Source organism: Micrococcus sp. TA1 (assembly GCF_014199555.1).
Taxonomy (GTDB): Bacteria; Actinomycetota; Actinomycetes; order Actinomycetales; family Micrococcaceae; genus Citricoccus.
On record NZ_JACHNW010000001.1, the window covers coordinates 2489062 to 2504589 of the forward strand.

The 15528-nt window shown below is 70.2% G+C and carries 15 protein-coding genes; 4 read left to right on the forward strand and 11 right to left on the reverse strand.

Annotated elements, in window-relative coordinates:
• Positions 1 to 14: 14 nt before the first annotated feature.
• The 8 genes from rpsN to GGQ69_RS11000 all read right to left on the reverse strand — a co-directional run bounded on the left by rpsN (position 15) and on the right by GGQ69_RS11000 (position 6093).
• A complete protein-coding gene (gene rpsN, locus GGQ69_RS10965; protein WP_010145440.1) occupies positions 15 to 320 on the reverse strand; it encodes a 30S ribosomal protein S14 in 306 nt (101 codons plus the stop codon).
• 3 nt (positions 321 to 323) lie between these two features.
• The gene (rpmG, locus tag GGQ69_RS10970) at positions 324 to 491 is read right to left on the reverse strand and encodes a 50S ribosomal protein L33 (protein WP_010145439.1); all 168 of its coding nucleotides are present in this window, start codon (positions 489 to 491) and stop codon (positions 324 to 326) included.
• A gap of 1 nt (position 492) precedes the next feature.
• Positions 493 to 729, reverse strand: a complete 237-nt coding sequence (rpmB, locus tag GGQ69_RS10975; RefSeq protein ID WP_067189728.1) for a 50S ribosomal protein L28 — start codon at positions 727 to 729, stop codon at positions 493 to 495.
• A 353-nt stretch (positions 730 to 1082) separates the two neighbouring features.
• Positions 1083 to 1634, reverse strand: a complete 552-nt coding sequence (locus GGQ69_RS10980; protein WP_183527950.1) for a MarR family winged helix-turn-helix transcriptional regulator — start codon at positions 1632 to 1634, stop codon at positions 1083 to 1085.
• Positions 1635 to 1685: 51 nt separating this feature from the next.
• Positions 1686 to 2615, reverse strand: a complete 930-nt coding sequence (locus tag GGQ69_RS10985) for an ABC transporter permease (RefSeq protein ID WP_255459484.1) — start codon at positions 2613 to 2615, stop codon at positions 1686 to 1688.
• 19 nt (positions 2616 to 2634) lie between these two features.
• Positions 2635 to 3573, reverse strand: coding sequence for an ABC transporter permease (locus GGQ69_RS10990; protein ID WP_183527952.1), 939 nt, complete (start codon positions 3571 to 3573; stop codon positions 2635 to 2637).
• Entirely contained in the window at positions 3570 to 4796 is a 1227-nt protein-coding gene (locus GGQ69_RS10995) for an ABC transporter ATP-binding protein (protein ID WP_183527954.1), read from the reverse strand. Before GGQ69_RS10995 ends, GGQ69_RS10990 begins: the two co-directional genes overlap by 4 nt.
• Before the next feature lie 4 nt (positions 4797 to 4800).
• The gene (locus GGQ69_RS11000) at positions 4801 to 6093 is read right to left on the reverse strand and encodes a spermidine/putrescine ABC transporter substrate-binding protein (RefSeq protein WP_183527956.1); all 1293 of its coding nucleotides are present in this window, start codon (positions 6091 to 6093) and stop codon (positions 4801 to 4803) included.
• A 280-nt stretch (positions 6094 to 6373) separates the two neighbouring features.
• Here GGQ69_RS11000 and GGQ69_RS11005 point away from each other — a divergent pair, with 280 nt between their 5' ends.
• The 4 genes from GGQ69_RS11005 (at position 6374) to GGQ69_RS11020 (ending at position 11342) form a co-directional block, all read left to right on the forward strand.
• Positions 6374 to 6868, forward strand: a complete 495-nt coding sequence (locus GGQ69_RS11005) for an Lrp/AsnC family transcriptional regulator (RefSeq protein ID WP_183527957.1) — start codon at positions 6374 to 6376, stop codon at positions 6866 to 6868.
• A complete protein-coding gene (locus tag GGQ69_RS11010; RefSeq protein WP_183527959.1) occupies positions 6865 to 8259 on the forward strand; it encodes an aspartate aminotransferase family protein in 1395 nt (464 codons plus the stop codon). Before GGQ69_RS11005 ends, GGQ69_RS11010 begins: the two co-directional genes overlap by 4 nt.
• Before the next feature lie 103 nt (positions 8260 to 8362).
• Positions 8363 to 9742, forward strand: a complete 1380-nt coding sequence (locus GGQ69_RS11015; RefSeq protein WP_183527961.1) for an aspartate aminotransferase family protein — start codon at positions 8363 to 8365, stop codon at positions 9740 to 9742.
• Positions 9743 to 9764: 22 nt separating this feature from the next.
• Positions 9765 to 11342, forward strand: coding sequence for an NAD(P)/FAD-dependent oxidoreductase (locus GGQ69_RS11020; protein ID WP_370577155.1), 1578 nt, complete (start codon positions 9765 to 9767; stop codon positions 11340 to 11342).
• 13 nt (positions 11343 to 11355) lie between these two features.
• On the opposite strand, the gene GGQ69_RS11025 is transcribed toward GGQ69_RS11020, so the two are convergent.
• The 3 genes from GGQ69_RS11025 to GGQ69_RS11035 all read right to left on the reverse strand — a co-directional run bounded on the left by GGQ69_RS11025 (position 11356) and on the right by GGQ69_RS11035 (position 15261).
• Positions 11356 to 12078 carry a TetR/AcrR family transcriptional regulator gene (locus GGQ69_RS11025; RefSeq protein ID WP_183527963.1) on the reverse strand — a complete coding sequence of 241 codons (723 nt, stop codon included), beginning with the start codon at positions 12076 to 12078 and terminating at the stop codon, positions 11356 to 11358.
• Between the two features lie 127 nt (positions 12079 to 12205).
• Positions 12206 to 13783, reverse strand: coding sequence for an amidohydrolase (locus GGQ69_RS11030; protein ID WP_255459672.1), 1578 nt, complete (start codon positions 13781 to 13783; stop codon positions 12206 to 12208).
• 113 nt (positions 13784 to 13896) lie between these two features.
• Positions 13897 to 15261 (reverse strand): APC family permease, encoded by a 1365-nt coding sequence (locus tag GGQ69_RS11035; RefSeq protein WP_183527966.1) that lies wholly within the window; start codon positions 15259 to 15261, stop codon positions 13897 to 13899.
• Positions 15262 to 15528: the final 267 nt, after the last annotated feature.

The window sequence follows — 15528 nt, forward strand, 5'->3', positions numbered from 1 at the left end:
CACCGGCGCGTGGATCACCAGGACGACTTGGTGATGCCCGGCAGCTCACCGCGGTGGGCCATGTCCCGGAAGCGGACACGCGAGATGCCGAACTTCTGGAAGGTGCCGCGCGGGCGGCCGTCGATGGCGTCGCGGTTGCGCACGCGGATCGGGGACGCGTCGCGGGGGAGCTTCTGCAGGCCCACGCGAGCTGCCTCGCGCGCCTCGTCGGAGGCGTTGGGGTCCACCAGGGTCTTCTTCAGTTCCTGGCGCTTCTCGGCGTAGCGGGCCACGATGACCTTACGCTGCTCGTTCTTGGCAATCTTGGACTTCTTCGCCATGCCTCAGCGCTCCTCTCGAAAATCGACGTGCTGGCGGACCACCGGGTCGTACTTCTTGAGCACGATGCGGTCCGGGTTGTTGCGGCGGTTCTTGCGGGTCACGTAGGTGTACCCGGTGCCGGCGGTGGACTTGAGCTTGATGATGGGACGTACGTCCTTGTCCTTGGCCATGTCAGAGCTTCACTCCCTTGGCGATCAGGTCGGCGACGACGGCGTCGATCCCGCGCACGTCGATGGTCTTGATGCCCTTCGCGGACAGGGTCAGCGTCACGTTGCGACGCAGGGACGGCACCCAGTAGGTCTTCTTCTGGATGTTCGGGTTGAACCGACGCTTGGTGCGACGGTGCGAGTGGGAAATGCTGTGGCCGAAGCCCGGCCCAGCCCCGGTTACCTGGCAGTGTGCTGCCATGATCACTCCTCGTTGCAAGTAGTAGTAAAAGAACGGGCGGAACCCGCTGTGGAGCCTCCGGTCGGACCGGCGCACCACGAGTCCCGCCACCAGTTGTGACACCGCGCTCTTACTGCGACTTTCCGAAGGGATAACCAGGCTGGGTGAGAACCAACCGAAGCGCCCTTGATCGCTGGGGAAGACGGTGAGCCCCGCGCGTCGCCGGATGGCGGACGCGGGATCCGATGTGCGGGAGTCACGCTGTTTTCCGACGCCCTCTCCTCCCGGTGCAGGCACCGGGCGCGCGAGGACACAGCGTGGCTTGACGCCGTTCTATCTTAGGGCACGGCGTCACGGCGATCAAACCGGCGCGATCAGGACGGGGTGAGGCCGGCGGACGTCAGGACGGGGTCACGGAACACCCAGTGCCCGGGTTCCAGGTGGCCCAGGATCTTGGCCCCGATCCGCCCGATGTCCTCGAGGTCCTCGTCATCGAGGACGTCCAGCAGGCAGGCGCGCACGCTGGCCACGTGGTGGGGGGCGATCCGGACGACCTCGTCCATGCCGAGATCGGTCATCTCGGCCAGGGTGACCCGCGCGTCCTCGGTGGAGGGCCGGCGGTGGATCCAGCCCCTGGCCTCCAGCTTCCGGGCCACGTGCGAGAGCCGGGACAGCGAGGAGTTGGTCCGGGCCGCCAGCTCGCTCATGGGCAGCGGGCCGTCGTTCTCCGAGAGCATGGCCAGGACCTGGTACTCGAAGAAGCTGACCGGCCCCTCACGGTGGAGGTCCGCCTCCAGGGCCGGCATGAGCTGCATGTGGGTGGCCACGATGCTCAGCCAGGCCCGGCGTTCCTTCGGCGTCAGCCAGCGGACCTCGCCGTCAGCCCCGCCCGACTCCACGTTGTCAACGTCTTCCCCACCGTCCATGGAGGTGAGTATCCCATGTCCGGGGGCCTTCCGCGGGAGGACGCCGGCACGTCAGCGCGGCCCGGCCGTCATCCGCCGCCGCTGCCAGGAGACCAGCTGGATGACGATCACCGCCATCAGGGCGATGAGGAACATGGCCGAACCGATCACGTTGGCCTCTGCCGGGATGCCCCGGGCGGCCGCCACGTAGACGAACTTCGGGAAGGTCTCCAGGGTGCCGGAGGTGAAGTTGGTGATGATGAAGTCGTCGAAGCTCATCGCGAAGGAGAGCAGCCCGGCCGCCAGGATGCCCGGCACCAGTTGGGGCAGGGTCACCCGGAGGAACACCTGGGCCGGGGACCCGTAGAGGTCCCGTCCCGCCTCCTCCAGCCGCGGGTCCAGGGTGGACACCCTGGACCGGATGGTCACGACCACGAAGGACATGCAGAACATCACGTGGGCCAGCACCACGGTCCAGAACCCCAGGTGCATCCCCACGTTCAGGAAGAGGGACAGCAGGGAGGCGCCCAGCACCACCTCCGGGGTGGCCAGCGGCAGGAAGATCAGGAATCCGGCGGCGTCGCGGAACCGGAAGGCGTAGCGTCCCAGCCCGTAGGCCAGCAGGGTGCCCAGGACCAGGGCGATCGCCGTGGCCACGAGTCCGACCTGCAGGGAGGTCTGCACCGACGCGCAGACCGCGGGCGCCCCGCAGGGGTTCTGCCAGTTCTCCCAGGTGAATCCCCGCCAGGTCAGGTTGGTGCGGGCCGGCTGGTTGAAGGAGAACACGAAGATGTAGGCGATCGGGACCAGCAGGTAGATGAACGCCAGGCCGCCGAGCACCGGGACGGCCCAGCGCCCGATCGCCCGGCCCAGTCGCGAGCCCACCGTCCCGCCGTCCGGGGGACCGTCTGGCCCGCCCCCGGTGGCGCGGGGTGCGGCGGAGGCGGGCCTGCCGGCCGGCGGGGGGACCGGCGTCGTGGTGGTCGTCCCGGAACTGGTCATGTCGGTCCCTGCCTTCCGTTCACACCAGGTCCCTGGTGCCGAACCTGCGCACGTAGAGGGTCACGAGCACGAGGATCGTCACCATGAGGATGAAGGACAGCGCGGCCGCACCGGGATAGTCGAGCACGCGCATGAACTTGGAGTCGATGACCTGCCCGATCATGGTCGTGTTCCGGTTGTTGCCCAGGATGGCCGCATTGACGAAGTCCCCCGAGGCCGGGATGAACGTCAGCAGGGTCCCGGCCAGCACGCCGGGCACGGAGATCGGCAGGGTGACCGTCCGGAAGACCGTGAGGTCGCTGCCGTACAGGTCCCGGCCCGCCTCCAGCAGCCGGTGGTCCAGGGCCTGGAGGTTCGCGTAGATCGGCAGCACCATGAACGGCAGGAAGTTGTAGGTCAGTCCCGCCACCACCGCCACCGACGTGGCGGTCAGGGAGGCACCCTGCGGCATCAGGTGCAGCGTCTTCAGGGCCTGGACCAGGAACCCCTCGTCCGCCAGGATCTGCTTCCAGGCCTGGGTCCTCAGCACGAAGGAGGTGAAGAACGGTGCGATCAGCAGCACCAGCAGCAGCCCCTGCACGAAGGCCCGCCCCCGGAGCCGCACGGCGATCAGGTAGGCCATCGGGTAGCCGATCACCAGGCACAGGACCGTGGCCAGCAGGGCGAAGCCGAAGGAACGCAGCAGCTCCGGCCAGTACCCGCCCAGCACCACGGCGTAGTTCCCGAACTCCAGGGCGGGGACGAACTGGCCCACCTCGGCCCCGGGCGGCTTCACGTACAGCGAGGTGGCCAGCAGCGTGAAGACCGGCAGCACGAAGAACACCAGCAGGTAGACCAGCCCGGGGCTGACCAGTCCGTACCCGGCCCGGCCGCGGGCCGGCGCGGTCCCGTCCGCGAGCGCAGCCGCCCGGTCGAATCCGGCCTGCCGCCCCGAGCGGCCCGCCACCCGGGAGGTCATACCGCGCCGTCCCCGGCCGCCGCGTCCTGCCGCCCGTCCAGGCCGAAGGCGTGGGCCGGGTCCCAGGAGAGCCCGACGGCGTCACCGGGCCGCATCAGGTCCTCGCCGCGGTTCTGGGCGAAGACGCCGAGCTCGCCCAGTCCCGGGACCTCGACGCGGTACTCGGTGGAGACCCCGGTGAAGGCCACGTCCGTGACGGTCCCGGCCACCCGGTTCACTCCCCCGCTCGCGGTGGCACCGTCCGGGTCCGCCCCCGCCGCACGCATGTGGATCTTCTCCGGCCGGATGCCCACCAGGACCTCTCCGGTGGTGGAGACCGCCCGGTCCCGGTGCACCGCGAGCCGGTGGCCGGACGCGTTCACCTCGAGCAGGGGGTCCGTGCCGCCACCTCCCCGGGTGACGGTCCCGGCCATCAGGTTCGACCGGCCGAGGAAGTTGGCCACGAAGGCGGTGCGCGGCAGGTGGTAGAGGTCCTCCGGCCTGCCGATCTGCTCGATGCGGCCCTCGTTCATCACGGCCATCCTGTCGGCCATGGACATGGCCTCCTCCTGGTCGTGGGTGACGTGGATGAACGTCAGGCCCACCTCGGCCTGGATCCGCTTGAGCTCGGACTGCATCTGCCGACGCAGCTTCATGTCCAGGGCGCCCAGGGGTTCGTCCAGCAACAGGATCTCCGGCTGGTTGACCAGGGCCCGGGCCAGCGCCACGCGTTGCTGCTGCCCGCCGGAGAGCTGTGCGGGACGACGGTCGGCCAGGTGGTGCAGTTCCACCAGTCGCAGGAACTCCTCCGTCCGGCCCCTCCAGTCCCGCACCCGCCGGCGGCGCAGCCCGAAGGCCACGTTCTCCTTCACGGACAGGTGGGGGAAGAGCGCGTAGGACTGGAAGACGGTGTTGACCGGCCGCCTGTAGGACGGCAGGGAGGTCACGTCGCGTCCACCGATCCGGATGCTGCCGGCCGTGGGCGTCTCCAGGCCGGCCACCATGCGCAGGGTGGTGGTCTTTCCGCAACCGGAGGGGCCCAGCAGCGCGAAGAACTCACCGGCCGGGACCGTCAGGTCCGTGGCCTGGACGGCCGCGAAGCCGGCGAACTGCTTGCGCACTCGGTGCAGGACCAGTTCGGCGCCCCCGGATGCCGGCCGGTCCCCGGCGGGCTGCTGCCCGGGTGCGGCCAGGTCCGTCCCCGGGATGCTCTCGGGCGATGTCGTCGCCGGCAGCTGTCCCATGGGCTCAGTTGCCGATCGCCCGCTGGAAGGACTCGTTGTACCGGGTCTCCTCCTCGGGGGTGAGTGCCCGGATGATCTGGGCGTTGGCCAGGTACTCGTCCGTCGGGAAGATCATCGGGTCCTGGGCCAGCTGGGGATCGATCTTCTCCATCTCCTCCCGCGCCCCCTCCACCGGGCAGACGAAGTTGACGTACGCGGCGACCTCGGCCGCCACCGCGGGGTCGTAGTAGAAGTCGATGAGCCTCTCCGCGTTGGCCTTGTGCGAGGACCCCATGGGGACCATGAGGTTGTCCGCCCACATGGTCCCGCCGGCCTCCGGGAGGGCGAACTCCCAGCGGTCGCCGTTCTCGACGTTCAGCTGGGTGATGTCCCCGGACCAGCCGATCACGGCCAGGGCGTCACCGGAGATCAGGTCCTCCTTGTAGGCGTTGCCCTTGACCTGGCGGATCTGGCCGCTGGCGATGTGCCTCTGCAGGACCTCCAGGGCGTTGTCGAACTCGGTGTCACCCCAGTCCCCCGTGATGTCCACCCCGTCTGCCATCATCAGCAGGCCCATGGTGTCGAGCATCTCGTCCAGCACGACCACGCGCCCCTTCAGCGCCGGGTCCCACAGGTCGTCCAGCGCGCGCAGGCCCCCGGGGACCTCCTCCTTGTTCCAGGCCAGTCCGGTGAACCCACCCTGCCAGGTCGCGGAGTGCACGCGACCCGGGTCCCATTCGACCTCCCGGTAGTTGGGCAGCAGGTTGGCCAGGTTCGGGATGTTCCCCGCGTCCAGTTCCTGCACCTGGCCCAGGCGGATCAATCGCGCGGCCATCCAGTCCGTCAGCGTGATCAGGTCCGCGCCGATGTCCTGCCCCCGTGACAGCTGGTTCTGGTACTTTCCGAAGAAGCCGTCGTTGGAGTCGATGTCCTCGGTGTAGGTCACCTCCAGGCCGGATTCCGCCTGGAACCGCTCCAGCGTGGGATAGACGCCCGCGGCGTCGTCATAGTCCAGGTAGAGCGTCCAGTTGGACCAGCGCAGCGTCCCGTCCTCGGCCGAGCGGTCCTCGGCGGGGGTCAGCTGCCCGGAGGACTCGCTCTCCCCGGCCGGCGTCGTCCCGCCACCGGTTCCGCAGGCGGCCAGCACGGAGGCCAGTCCGAGCCCGCCGGCACCGGTCAGCAGGGACCGCCGGCTGATCCTGCCGGCCGACGCCGACCGCGCCAGCCGGACCAGCGCGGCGACGTCAGGATCGCGGGGACCGGGCGTGGCACCCGGCCGGAGGCTGAGACGGTGGGACGGATGGGATCGGGGGGACATGCTGGCTCCTCGGATCGACGCGAGCGGCCACGGCGGGTCCCCGGGGGCCGGGACCTGAGCGTTGTGTACTGCCGCGGCTGTTGACCAGAGTGTGACAGAGCACTCCTGCACTGACAAGGTTTTTCGTTGAGCATTTACCTCTCGGAAACGAAATCCGACCCTTGCGCCCCCTCTCCGCGTGGGATTCAATGAGGCAAGCCCACCCCCAGTCAACGAGATCCGTTTTCCGGGTGCGGCCCGTACCCGACACCCCACCCCCCCATGGACGCCAGGAGGCACCGTGACGCCGCAGAGCAGCCTCGCCCCCGCGAAGCCGTCCGAGGCCCATTCCGCAGCGCTGGACGACCGCTCCAAGGCCATCATCGAGCAGCTGCAGCAGGACGGGCGGCGCTCATTCTCGGCGATCGCCCGCGCCGTGGGGCTCTCCGAGGCCGCCGTGCGGCAGCGCGTGACGAAACTGCTCGACGACGACGTCCTGAAGGTCGTGGCCGTGACCAACCCGATGCAGCTGGGCTTCCCCCGGCAGGCCATGGTGCACGTCAAGACCGGGGCCGACCTGACCGGGACCGCCGACCGCCTCGCGCAGATCCCGGAGGTCGACTACTGCGTGGTGGTCGCCGGTGACTGGGACGTGCTGGTGGAGGTGGTCTGCGAGGACGACCTGCACCTCCTGGACGTCATCACCGCCATCCGGACCACCGAGGGGGTTACGCAGACGCAGACCCTCACCTACCTCTCCCTGCGGAAGCAGGAATACGATTGGGGAACCCGATGACCGACAACTCGGTACGCACCACACCCACCGGCGCGCTGCGCACGGACGCGGCCCGTGACCACCTGTGGATGCACATGACCGCGCACGGCCCGATCCAGCGCGGGGCCGACGTCCCGGTGATCGTGCGCGGCGAGGGCCACATGATCTATGACGACGCCGGCAGGGGCTACATCGACGGCCTCGCCGGCCTGTTCGTGGCGCAGGTGGGGCACGGTCGCGAGGAGCTGGCGGAGGCGGCGGCGAAGCAGGCCCGGGAGCTGGCGTTCATGCCGCTGTGGTCCTACGCCCATCCCCCGGCCATCGACCTGGCGGAGCGGCTGGCCGCCTACGCGCCCGGGGACCTGAACCGCGTGTTCTTCACCACCGGCGGCGGCGAGGCGGTGGAGTCCGCCTGGAAGCTGGCCAAGAACTACTTCAAGGAGACCGGCCGGCCGATGAAGCACAAGGTCATCTCCCGCTCCATCGCCTACCACGGCACGCCCCAGGGCGCCCTGTCCATCACCGGCATCCCCGAGCTGAAGCAGCAGTTCGAGCCCCTGACCCCGGGCGGGTTCAGGGTGCCGAACACCAACTTCTACCGGGCGCCGGAGTTCTGTGCGGACAACGAGAAGGACTTCGGGCTCTGGGCCGCCGAACGCATCCGCGAGGCCATCGAGTTCGAGGGGCCCGAGACCGTGGCCGCCGTCTTCCTGGAGCCGGTGCAGAACGCCGGCGGGTGCTTCCCGCCCCCGCCGGGTTACTTCGACCGCGTCCGGGAGATCTGCGACGAGTACGACGTGCTGCTGGTCTCCGACGAGGTGATCTGCGCCTTCGGCCGGATCGGCTCGATGTTCGCCTGCACCGACCTCGGCTACACCCCGGACATCATCACCTGCGCCAAGGGCATGACCTCCGGGTACGCCCCCATCGGGGCGATGATCGCCTCCGACCGGCTCTTCGAGCCCTTCTCGAAGGACTCGACCTTCTACCACGGCTACACGTTCGGCGGTCACCCGGTCGCCGCGGCCGTCGCCATGGCCAACCTGGACATCATGGAACGCGAGCGGCTGAACGAGCGGGTCCAGGGCTGCTCCGACTCCTTCCGGGCCACCCTGGAACAGCTGCTGGACCTGCCGATCGTGGGCGACGTGCGCGGGGCCGGGTACTTCTTCGGCATCGAGCTGGTCAAGGACAAGGCCACCAAGACCACCTTCGAGGGCCCGGAGGCCGACCGGCTGCTGCGCGACTTCCTGTCCCCCGCGCTGTGGGAGGCCGGACTGTACTGCCGCGCGGACGACCGCGGCGACCCGGTCATCCAGCTCGCCCCGCCGCTGACCCTGGGCCAGCCCGAGTTCGACGAGATCGAGCAGATCCTGCGCGGGGTCCTGCAGGACGCCTGGGCGAGGATCTGACCGAACCGGCGGCCGGGACGGGGCGCGCGGGCGACCGGCCTCACCCGCCGCGCGCCCCGTCATGGCACGATCGAGACCAGGCAGCTTCGACGAAGGAGACGAGATGACCATCCAGCCGGTAACCCCCGATCCCGCCATCACCGAGGACCTGATCGCCGAGGGCCGCAAGGCGTTCGACCTCGACCGCGCCCACGTCTTCCACTCGTGGAGCGCGCAGCGCAAGATCAGCCCGATGACCATCCTCAGGGCCGAGGGCCCCCACGTCTGGGACGGCGAGGGGCGCCGGCTCATCGACTTCTCCTCCCAGATGGTCAACACGAACATCGGCCACTCCCACCCGAAGGTCATCGCCGCGATCCAGGACCAGGCCGCGAGGATCGCCACGATCGCCCCGGCCCACGTCAACGACGCCCGGTCGGAGGCCGCCCGCCTCGTCACCGACCTGGCCCCGGGGGACCTGAACCACGTGTTCTTCACCAACGGCGGCGCCGACGCCGTCGAGCACGCCATCCGGATGGCGCGGCTGCACACCGGCCGGCACAAGGTCCTCTCGGCCTACCGGTCCTATCACGGCGGCACCGACCTGGCCGTGAACGTCACGGGTGATGCCCGCCGGTTCGACGCCGACCGGTCCGCGGCCGGCGTCGTCCGCTTCATGCCCCCCTACCCCTACCGCAGCTACTTTCACGCCCAGGATGACCGGCAGGAGACCGAGCGCGCCCTGGAGCACCTGGAGCAGGTCATCCAGCTCGAGGGCGCCCAGAACATCGCGGCCCTGATCCTCGAGTCGGTCCCCGGCACCGCCGGCATCTACGTGCCGCCGGCGGGGTACATGGCCGGGGTCCGGGAGCTGACCCGGAAGTACGGCGTGATGTTCATCGCCGACGAGGTGATGGTCGGCTTCGGCCGGACCGGTGAGTGGTTCGCCGTCGACCACTGGGACGTGGAGCCCGACCTGATGACCTTCGCCAAGGGCGTCAACTCGGGCTACGTCCCGCTGGGCGGCGTGGCCATCTCGGACGCCGTCTACGAGACCTTCGCGGAGCGCGTCTACCAGGGCGGGCTGACCTATTCCGGGCACCCCCTGGCCTGCGCCGCCGCCGTGGCCACCATCAACGCCATGAAGGACGAGGGCATGGTGGAGAACGCCGCGCGCGTGGGCCGGGAGGTCATCGGCCCCCGCCTGCGGGAGATCGGGGACCGCCACCCCTCGGTGGGCGACGTCCGCGGACTGGGCGCCTTCTGGGCCGTGGAGCTCGTGCGGGACCGGGCCACGAAGGAACCCCTGGCGGCCTACGGCGGCTCGAGCCCGGAGATGAACGAGCTGATCGGCGAGTGCAAGAGGCTGGGCCTGCTGCCGTTCGCCAACTACAACCGGATCCACGTGGCCCCGCCGCTGAACACCCCGGACGAGGTGCTCCGCGAGGGACTGGACATCCTGGACCAGGCGCTCGAGGTCGCGGACCGCCACGCGGCCGGTTGATCCGGGACCCGAGGTGAACCCCGTGCCGCAGCCGCCACGACCCGACGAGGCCTCGCCCCTGACCGCGTATGAGAGAGCCGAGCGGGAGGTGCCGGCCGGCGTCGTGGACGCGGCGCTGGCTGGCGCCAAGGCCATCTCCTACTGGTTGGACTCCCCTGACCGGCCGCCTGCCGAGCCCGCCCTGTCCCGGGACACGACGACCGACCTGCTGGTGGTCGGCGGCGGTTTCACCGGGTTGTGGACCGCGCTGCTGGCCAAGGAGCGGGACCCGGACCGGGACGTGCTGCTGCTGGAGGGGCACGAGTGCGGCTGGGCCGCCTCGGGACGCAACGGGGGGTTCGTCTCGACCTCGCTGACCCACGGACGCGCCAACGGGGTGCTGCACGTACCGGACGAGGTCGACCGGCTGGACGAGCTCGGGGAGCAGAACGTGGAGGAGATCCGGCAGGCCCTCGAGCGGTACGGGATCGACTGCGGCTTCGAGTGGAACGGCAGCATGACCGTGGCCGTCGAGGACCACCACGTGGACGCGCTGCGGCGCGAGCACGAGACCGATCCGGCGCAGTCGACCTTCTTCGACCGGGAGCAGGTCCGGGCCGAGGTCGCCTCGCCGCTCTACCGGGCCGGGCTGTGGTGGCACCGGGAATCCGCGCTGGTGGACCCCGCGCGGCTGGCCTGGGGGCTCAAGCGTGCGTGCCTGGAGCGGGGCGTGCGCGTCCACGAGCACTCACCGGTCCCGGAACTGCGCCGCACCGGCACCGGCGCCGGGGCCCGAGTGGTGGCCACGGTCGGCGGGGAGGTCGAGGGCCTTCCCGCCCGCACCGGGCCCCTTCCGCAGGAGACGTACGACGGCGGCCACCAGGGTCCCGGGGGCGGAGCGCCCCGCGCCGTGGTCACGGCGCGGCGGGTCGCCCTGGCCACCAACGCCTACCGGTCCCTGCTGCCCGGCACGGGACTGTCCACCGTCCCGGTCTACGACTACGCGCTGATGACCGAACCGCTGACACCGGAGCAGTCCGCGGCGCTCGGCTGGCGTCGCCGGCAGGGACTGGACGACCCCGACTCCCGGTTCCACTACTACCGGCTGGCCACCGACCGCGCCACGGGCCGGGACCGGCTCCTGTTCGGCGGCTACGACGCGGTCTACCACTACGGGCGGCGCGTCTCCGGCACCTACGACCAGCGCCCCGCGACCTTCCGGCGGCTCGCCGCCCACACCCTGGCGACGTTCCCGCAACTGGAGGGCGTGCGCTTCAGCCACCAGTGGGGCGGGGCCATCGACACCTGCTCGCGGTTCTTCGCCTTCTTCGACACCGCCCACGGCGGGCTGACCGCGCGTGCGGCCGGGTTCACCGGACTGGGCGTCGGCGCCAGCCGGTTCGCCGCCCGGGTGATGCTGGACCTGCTCTCGGGCCGGGACACCGAACTGACCGGGCTGCAGATGGTCCGGCGCAAGCCGGCACCCTTCCCTCCCGACCCGCTGGCCTGGGCCGGCATCGAGATCACCAAGCGGGAGATGGCCCGGGCGGACCGGCGGGGCGGACGCAAGGGACTGTGGCTGAGGTTCACCGGGGCCCTGGGCATGGGCTTCGACTCCTGATCAGGGCACGGGCTCAGGGAACGAGCCGCAGGGTGGCGTGGATCAGGGCATCGAGCCCGAGCTCGAAGGGCGCATCCGCGTAGGGATTGCGCTGGGCCGCCTCCGGGACGGCGTCCTGCCCGGCGGCACCCGTCCCCTGGTCACCGGCCGCCAGCGAGGCCATGAAGGAGTCCACGGTCCGCTGGAAGTTGGGCGCATCGGACTCACCGGGCCGCGAGGTGAAGATGGAGGCCGGGGCGTGCACGTCCATGGCCGATCCGAACAGGAACGACTCGAAGGCGATGATGACCGGCACCACCCGCGGGTCGGGCACCCCCGCGTGGCTCAGGGCCGCCGCCACGACGTCGTACATCCCCCGGGTGGTCGGCGCCCCGGAGATCGGCAGGGTCGCGATGAGCGGGATCAGCGTGGGGTGGGCGGCGAAGACCTCGCGGTAGGACCGGCCCCAGTCGGCGAGCGCCGCGGCCAGCGACCCGGAACCGTCCAGGAACGCCTCGAGGGAGCTGACGTCCACCCGTCCCATCACGGCATCCTGCAGCAGCGCCGTGAGCTCGGCCTTGCCGCCGATGTGGTTGTACAGCGCGGACGCGGCCACCCCCAGGTGCCGGGCCAGGGCCGCCATCGTCAGCGTGTCGGCCCCGTCCAGGGTCACCAGCTCCAGCGCCGCCTGGGCGATCCGCTCCCGGCTCAGCACCGGTGTCACCGGCCGGCCCGCCTGTCGCCGGGATCCGGCCATGTCACATCCTCCATCCCAGCTGTCCACGGTCCGGGCGCCCGGAAGGGCACCCCGGTCAGTCTACGAGGAGCCTCCCTGAACCCTTGGCGTCGCCCCTGCACCCGGCGCCGGCCACCGAGAACGCTCCTCATCCCCGGCCCGGTCGCCGGACCGTGCCGTCGACGACGGTGGCGACCACGGCCAGGCCGGGCAGGTCGTCCGGGGCGGTCGTCAGGGGATCACCGGAGAAGACGGATAAGTCGGCCGGTTGCCCGACGGCAATTCGTCCTCCATCCGCACGCCCCCAGGATCGCGCGCGATGGGTGGTGAAGCCCTCCAGGAGTTGGAAGGCGGTCAGCGCCTCCTCGGGCACCACGGGTGGCTGCGATGGTTTCCCCGCCTCCCGGCGCAGCTGGCCGTCGGCAATGATCCGCAGGGGATCGCAGGGGGCGATGGGCCAGTCCGAACCGACCGCGACGGTGACACCCGCGCGCCGGAGACTGCCCAACCGCCACGCGTTCCCGGTGCGTTCGTCGCCCAGCCGTCGCGACCAATTGTCCGTGCCGTCACCGGAGCAGTACAGGCTGCAGTGCGTGGGTTGCATGCTGGCGGCCACGTCCAGTTCCGCGAAGCGCCCGACCAAGTCGTCGGGGATGGTCTCGATGTGCTCGATCCGGTGACGGGGCGTCCCGTCCGGACCGCCGGCGCCGCCCGGTGCGCTGGCGATCGCGTCGAGGACGTAGCGCACCGCCCCGTCCCCGATGGCATGGGTGGTCGTCCGGATCCCTTGCGCGTCCAGGCGGTGGAGCGTCTCGGTGAAGGACCTGGCGTCCAGCCACAGGGGTCCCGTGGACTCCCCGTTGACGTCCGGCCGGTCCAGCCACGCCGTGCCGTTGTCGATGGTGCCGTCGATCATCAGCTTGACGCCCTCCACCGTCCAGCGACGACCGGACCGGCCTTGGAGGTCGATCACCGAGCGCAAGCGGTCCTCGGAGTCACCGGGCATGATCCATGGGGAGAAGCACAGCCGGATGGGCAGTTCGCCGCGTTCCTCGGCCGCCGCGACGAGGTCGAGCATGCCGTCGCTCCAGTCCAGCACCTGACCGCCGGTCAGGCCGGCATCGCCCATCATCGCCAGCACGCCGAGCAGGGCGTCCAGCCGGTCCTCGAAGGCCGGGGCCGGGACGTGCGCCAGGACGAGCGCCATGGCGTCCCATTCCTTCAGGAAGCCGGTGGGTAATCCGTCCGCGTCCACCTCGACCACGGCCGAGGAGGCGAAGCGTTCCCGCCCCGTCAGCCCGGCCAGCTCCAGGGCCCGCGTGTTGACCACCGCCGAATGGCCGTCGAAGAGCCGCACGAAGGCCGGTCGGTGGGGCACCGCCTCGTCCAGGTCGCGGGCGCAGAGGTTGCGGCCCGTGACCATGCTCGGGTCCAGGCCCCAGCCCAGCACCCAGTCGGCCCCGGGGGTCGAGGAGGACTCCGGGGACGCGAGGGCGGCGTGCAGTTGCTCGGCGGCGGTCACGGCATTCAGGTCCGCCCCGCGGGTCACCTCCAGCCCCAGTACAGGATGGATGTGTGCATCGACCAACCCAGGCGTCACACACCCGCCGGCAGCCCGCAGTATTTCGGTGGCGTCCGCTTCCTGGACGTCGGAAGCCTGCCCGACCCACGTGATCGTGCCCTGCCGGATACCGATGGCGCTGGCGGTCGGCTGTCCCGGGTCCATCGTGTGCACCGTGTCAGCGAACACGAGGAGGTCGAAGCGTCGCCGCACCGGGGGCTGGGCCTGAGGAGATGTCGCGGCCGGTCCGGGTGATGAGGCCACGGGGTGGATCGGTGTCACAGGTCCTCCTTCAGGTCCAGGACAGGGGGTTGGCGCCGGAAGCCCCTGGTGAGTACGGCAAGGTAGGCCAGGCCCACGAGCAGCCAGACGCCCCCGACGAGCAACGCGCTGCCGGGCAAGGACGTCCAGAGCCACAGGGTGAGGGCGAAACCGATCAGGGGCAAGACGATGTAGCTGACCGCGTCCCGACCTCGTCGGCGCGCATCATCGATCGCGTAGGTCTTGACCACCGAGAGGTTGACCATCGTGAACGCGGCCAGGGCACCGAACGAGATGATGGTGATGACGATCTCGAGGGGCAGTACCAGGGCGGAGAGAGAGACCAGCGAGACGACCAGGGTCGCCCGGGCAGGAGAGTTGAATCGGCGGGTGAGGACACCGAAGAGCCGCCGCGGAAGCACGCCGTCACGGCCCATGGTGTAAAGGATGCGCGAGACGGATGCCTGCGAGGCCAGGGCCGACCCAGTGGCTCCGGCCAGCAGGCAGGCGGCGAAGAAGTTCGACAGCCAGGCCCCGCCGGCGGCCTGCACGACCTCCGCCGAGGCCGTGTCGACGTTCTGGAAGGACTGCCAGTCCGGCACCACGAGGTAGGACACGAAGGACAGCCCGATAAACGTCAGCCCGCCGATGAGCGTGACCGCCATGATGGCCCGGGGGACGTCGCGCTGGGGGTGGCGCGCCTCCTCGCTCAGCGTCGAGACGGCGTCGAACCCGAGGAAGGACAAGCACAGGATGGCCGCGCCCGTGAACAGGGCGCCCACCCCGTTCATGCCGCTGAAGGCGACGGACGGATCGGGAACGCTGCCACCGGACAACGACCCGAGGCTGAGCAGGACGAACGACACCGCGAAGACCACCTGGACCACCACGACGATCCCGTTGAAGGTGCTCACCGACTTGATGCCGAGGACATTGAGCACGGTCACCAGGGCGATCGCCGCGAGGACCCATACGGCGGTGGGCACGCCAGGGAGGTAGGCCCCCATATACAGGCCGATCAGCAGGTAGTTGATCATCGGCAGCAGCAGGTAGTCGAGCATTAGGGCCCATCCGGTGAGGAACCCCGCGTGCCCCCCGAAGGCCTGCTGGCTGTAGGTGTAGGCGCTGCCGGCCACGGGGTACCGGCGCGTCATCTTCCCGTAGCTGAGGGCGGTGAAGAGCATGCAGACCAAGGTCACGACGTAATCGCCCGGAACGCCATTGCCGGTGATCTCCGCGACCGGGCCGAGGGTCGAGAATACCGTCAACGGCACCATGTAGGCGATGCCGAAGACGGTCAGCCCGACCACGCCCAGGACCTTGGTCATCCTGACGGGGGTTCGTGCCGGGAGTAGGGACGGTGGTCCGGTGACGGAGGTCATGGGTGCTCCTGTCGATCAGGGCGGAAAGTGGGCGTACCCGGCACACCGAGCGGGACCGCGCCTGAGGACGGGTCGAAGCCGCGAGGCGACCGCCATGCGGCATGAGGGTGTGCGGACGAGCGGACCTCCCTGCCCCAGGAAGGCTTGGGCAGTCTTGATCATCCATCCGCATCGCCTGTGATGCAGGTCTCACTTTTATACGAACAACATTCATTTTCGTCAAGGGATGCCTCGGTCGCCCCAGGTCACCCACAGGCTCGCCACGTA

What these genes read in the sequence shown, in the direction of transcription:
- rpsN (WP_010145440.1), bottom strand. Translation starts at nt 320, where the DNA reads ATGGCGAAGAAGTCCAAGATTGCCAAGAACGAGCAGCGTAAGGTCATC.
- rpmG (WP_010145439.1), bottom strand. Translation starts at nt 491, where the DNA reads ATGGCCAAGGACAAGGACGTACGTCCCATCATCAAGCTCAAGTCCACC.
- rpmB (WP_067189728.1), bottom strand. Translation starts at nt 729, where the DNA reads ATGGCAGCACACTGCCAGGTAACCGGGGCTGGGCCGGGCTTCGGCCAC.
- GGQ69_RS10980 (WP_183527950.1), bottom strand. Translation starts at nt 1,634, where the DNA reads ATGGACGGTGGGGAAGACGTTGACAACGTGGAGTCGGGCGGGGCTGAC.
- GGQ69_RS10985 (WP_255459484.1), bottom strand. Translation starts at nt 2,615, where the DNA reads ATGACCAGTTCCGGGACGACCACCACGACGCCGGTCCCCCCGCCGGCC.
- GGQ69_RS10990 (WP_183527952.1), bottom strand. Translation starts at nt 3,573, where the DNA reads ATGACCTCCCGGGTGGCGGGCCGCTCGGGGCGGCAGGCCGGATTCGAC.
- GGQ69_RS10995 (WP_183527954.1), bottom strand. Translation starts at nt 4,796, where the DNA reads ATGGGACAGCTGCCGGCGACGACATCGCCCGAGAGCATCCCGGGGACG.
- GGQ69_RS11000 (WP_183527956.1), bottom strand. Translation starts at nt 6,093, where the DNA reads ATGTCCCCCCGATCCCATCCGTCCCACCGTCTCAGCCTCCGGCCGGGT.
- GGQ69_RS11010 (WP_183527959.1), top strand. Translation starts at nt 6,865, where the DNA reads ATGACCGACAACTCGGTACGCACCACACCCACCGGCGCGCTGCGCACG.
- GGQ69_RS11015 (WP_183527961.1), top strand. Translation starts at nt 8,363, where the DNA reads ATGACCATCCAGCCGGTAACCCCCGATCCCGCCATCACCGAGGACCTG.
- GGQ69_RS11025 (WP_183527963.1), bottom strand. Translation starts at nt 12,078, where the DNA reads ATGGCCGGATCCCGGCGACAGGCGGGCCGGCCGGTGACACCGGTGCTG.
- GGQ69_RS11030 (WP_255459672.1), bottom strand. Translation starts at nt 13,783, where the DNA reads ATGGACCCGGGACAGCCGACCGCCAGCGCCATCGGTATCCGGCAGGGC.
- GGQ69_RS11035 (WP_183527966.1), bottom strand. Translation starts at nt 15,261, where the DNA reads ATGACCTCCGTCACCGGACCACCGTCCCTACTCCCGGCACGAACCCCC.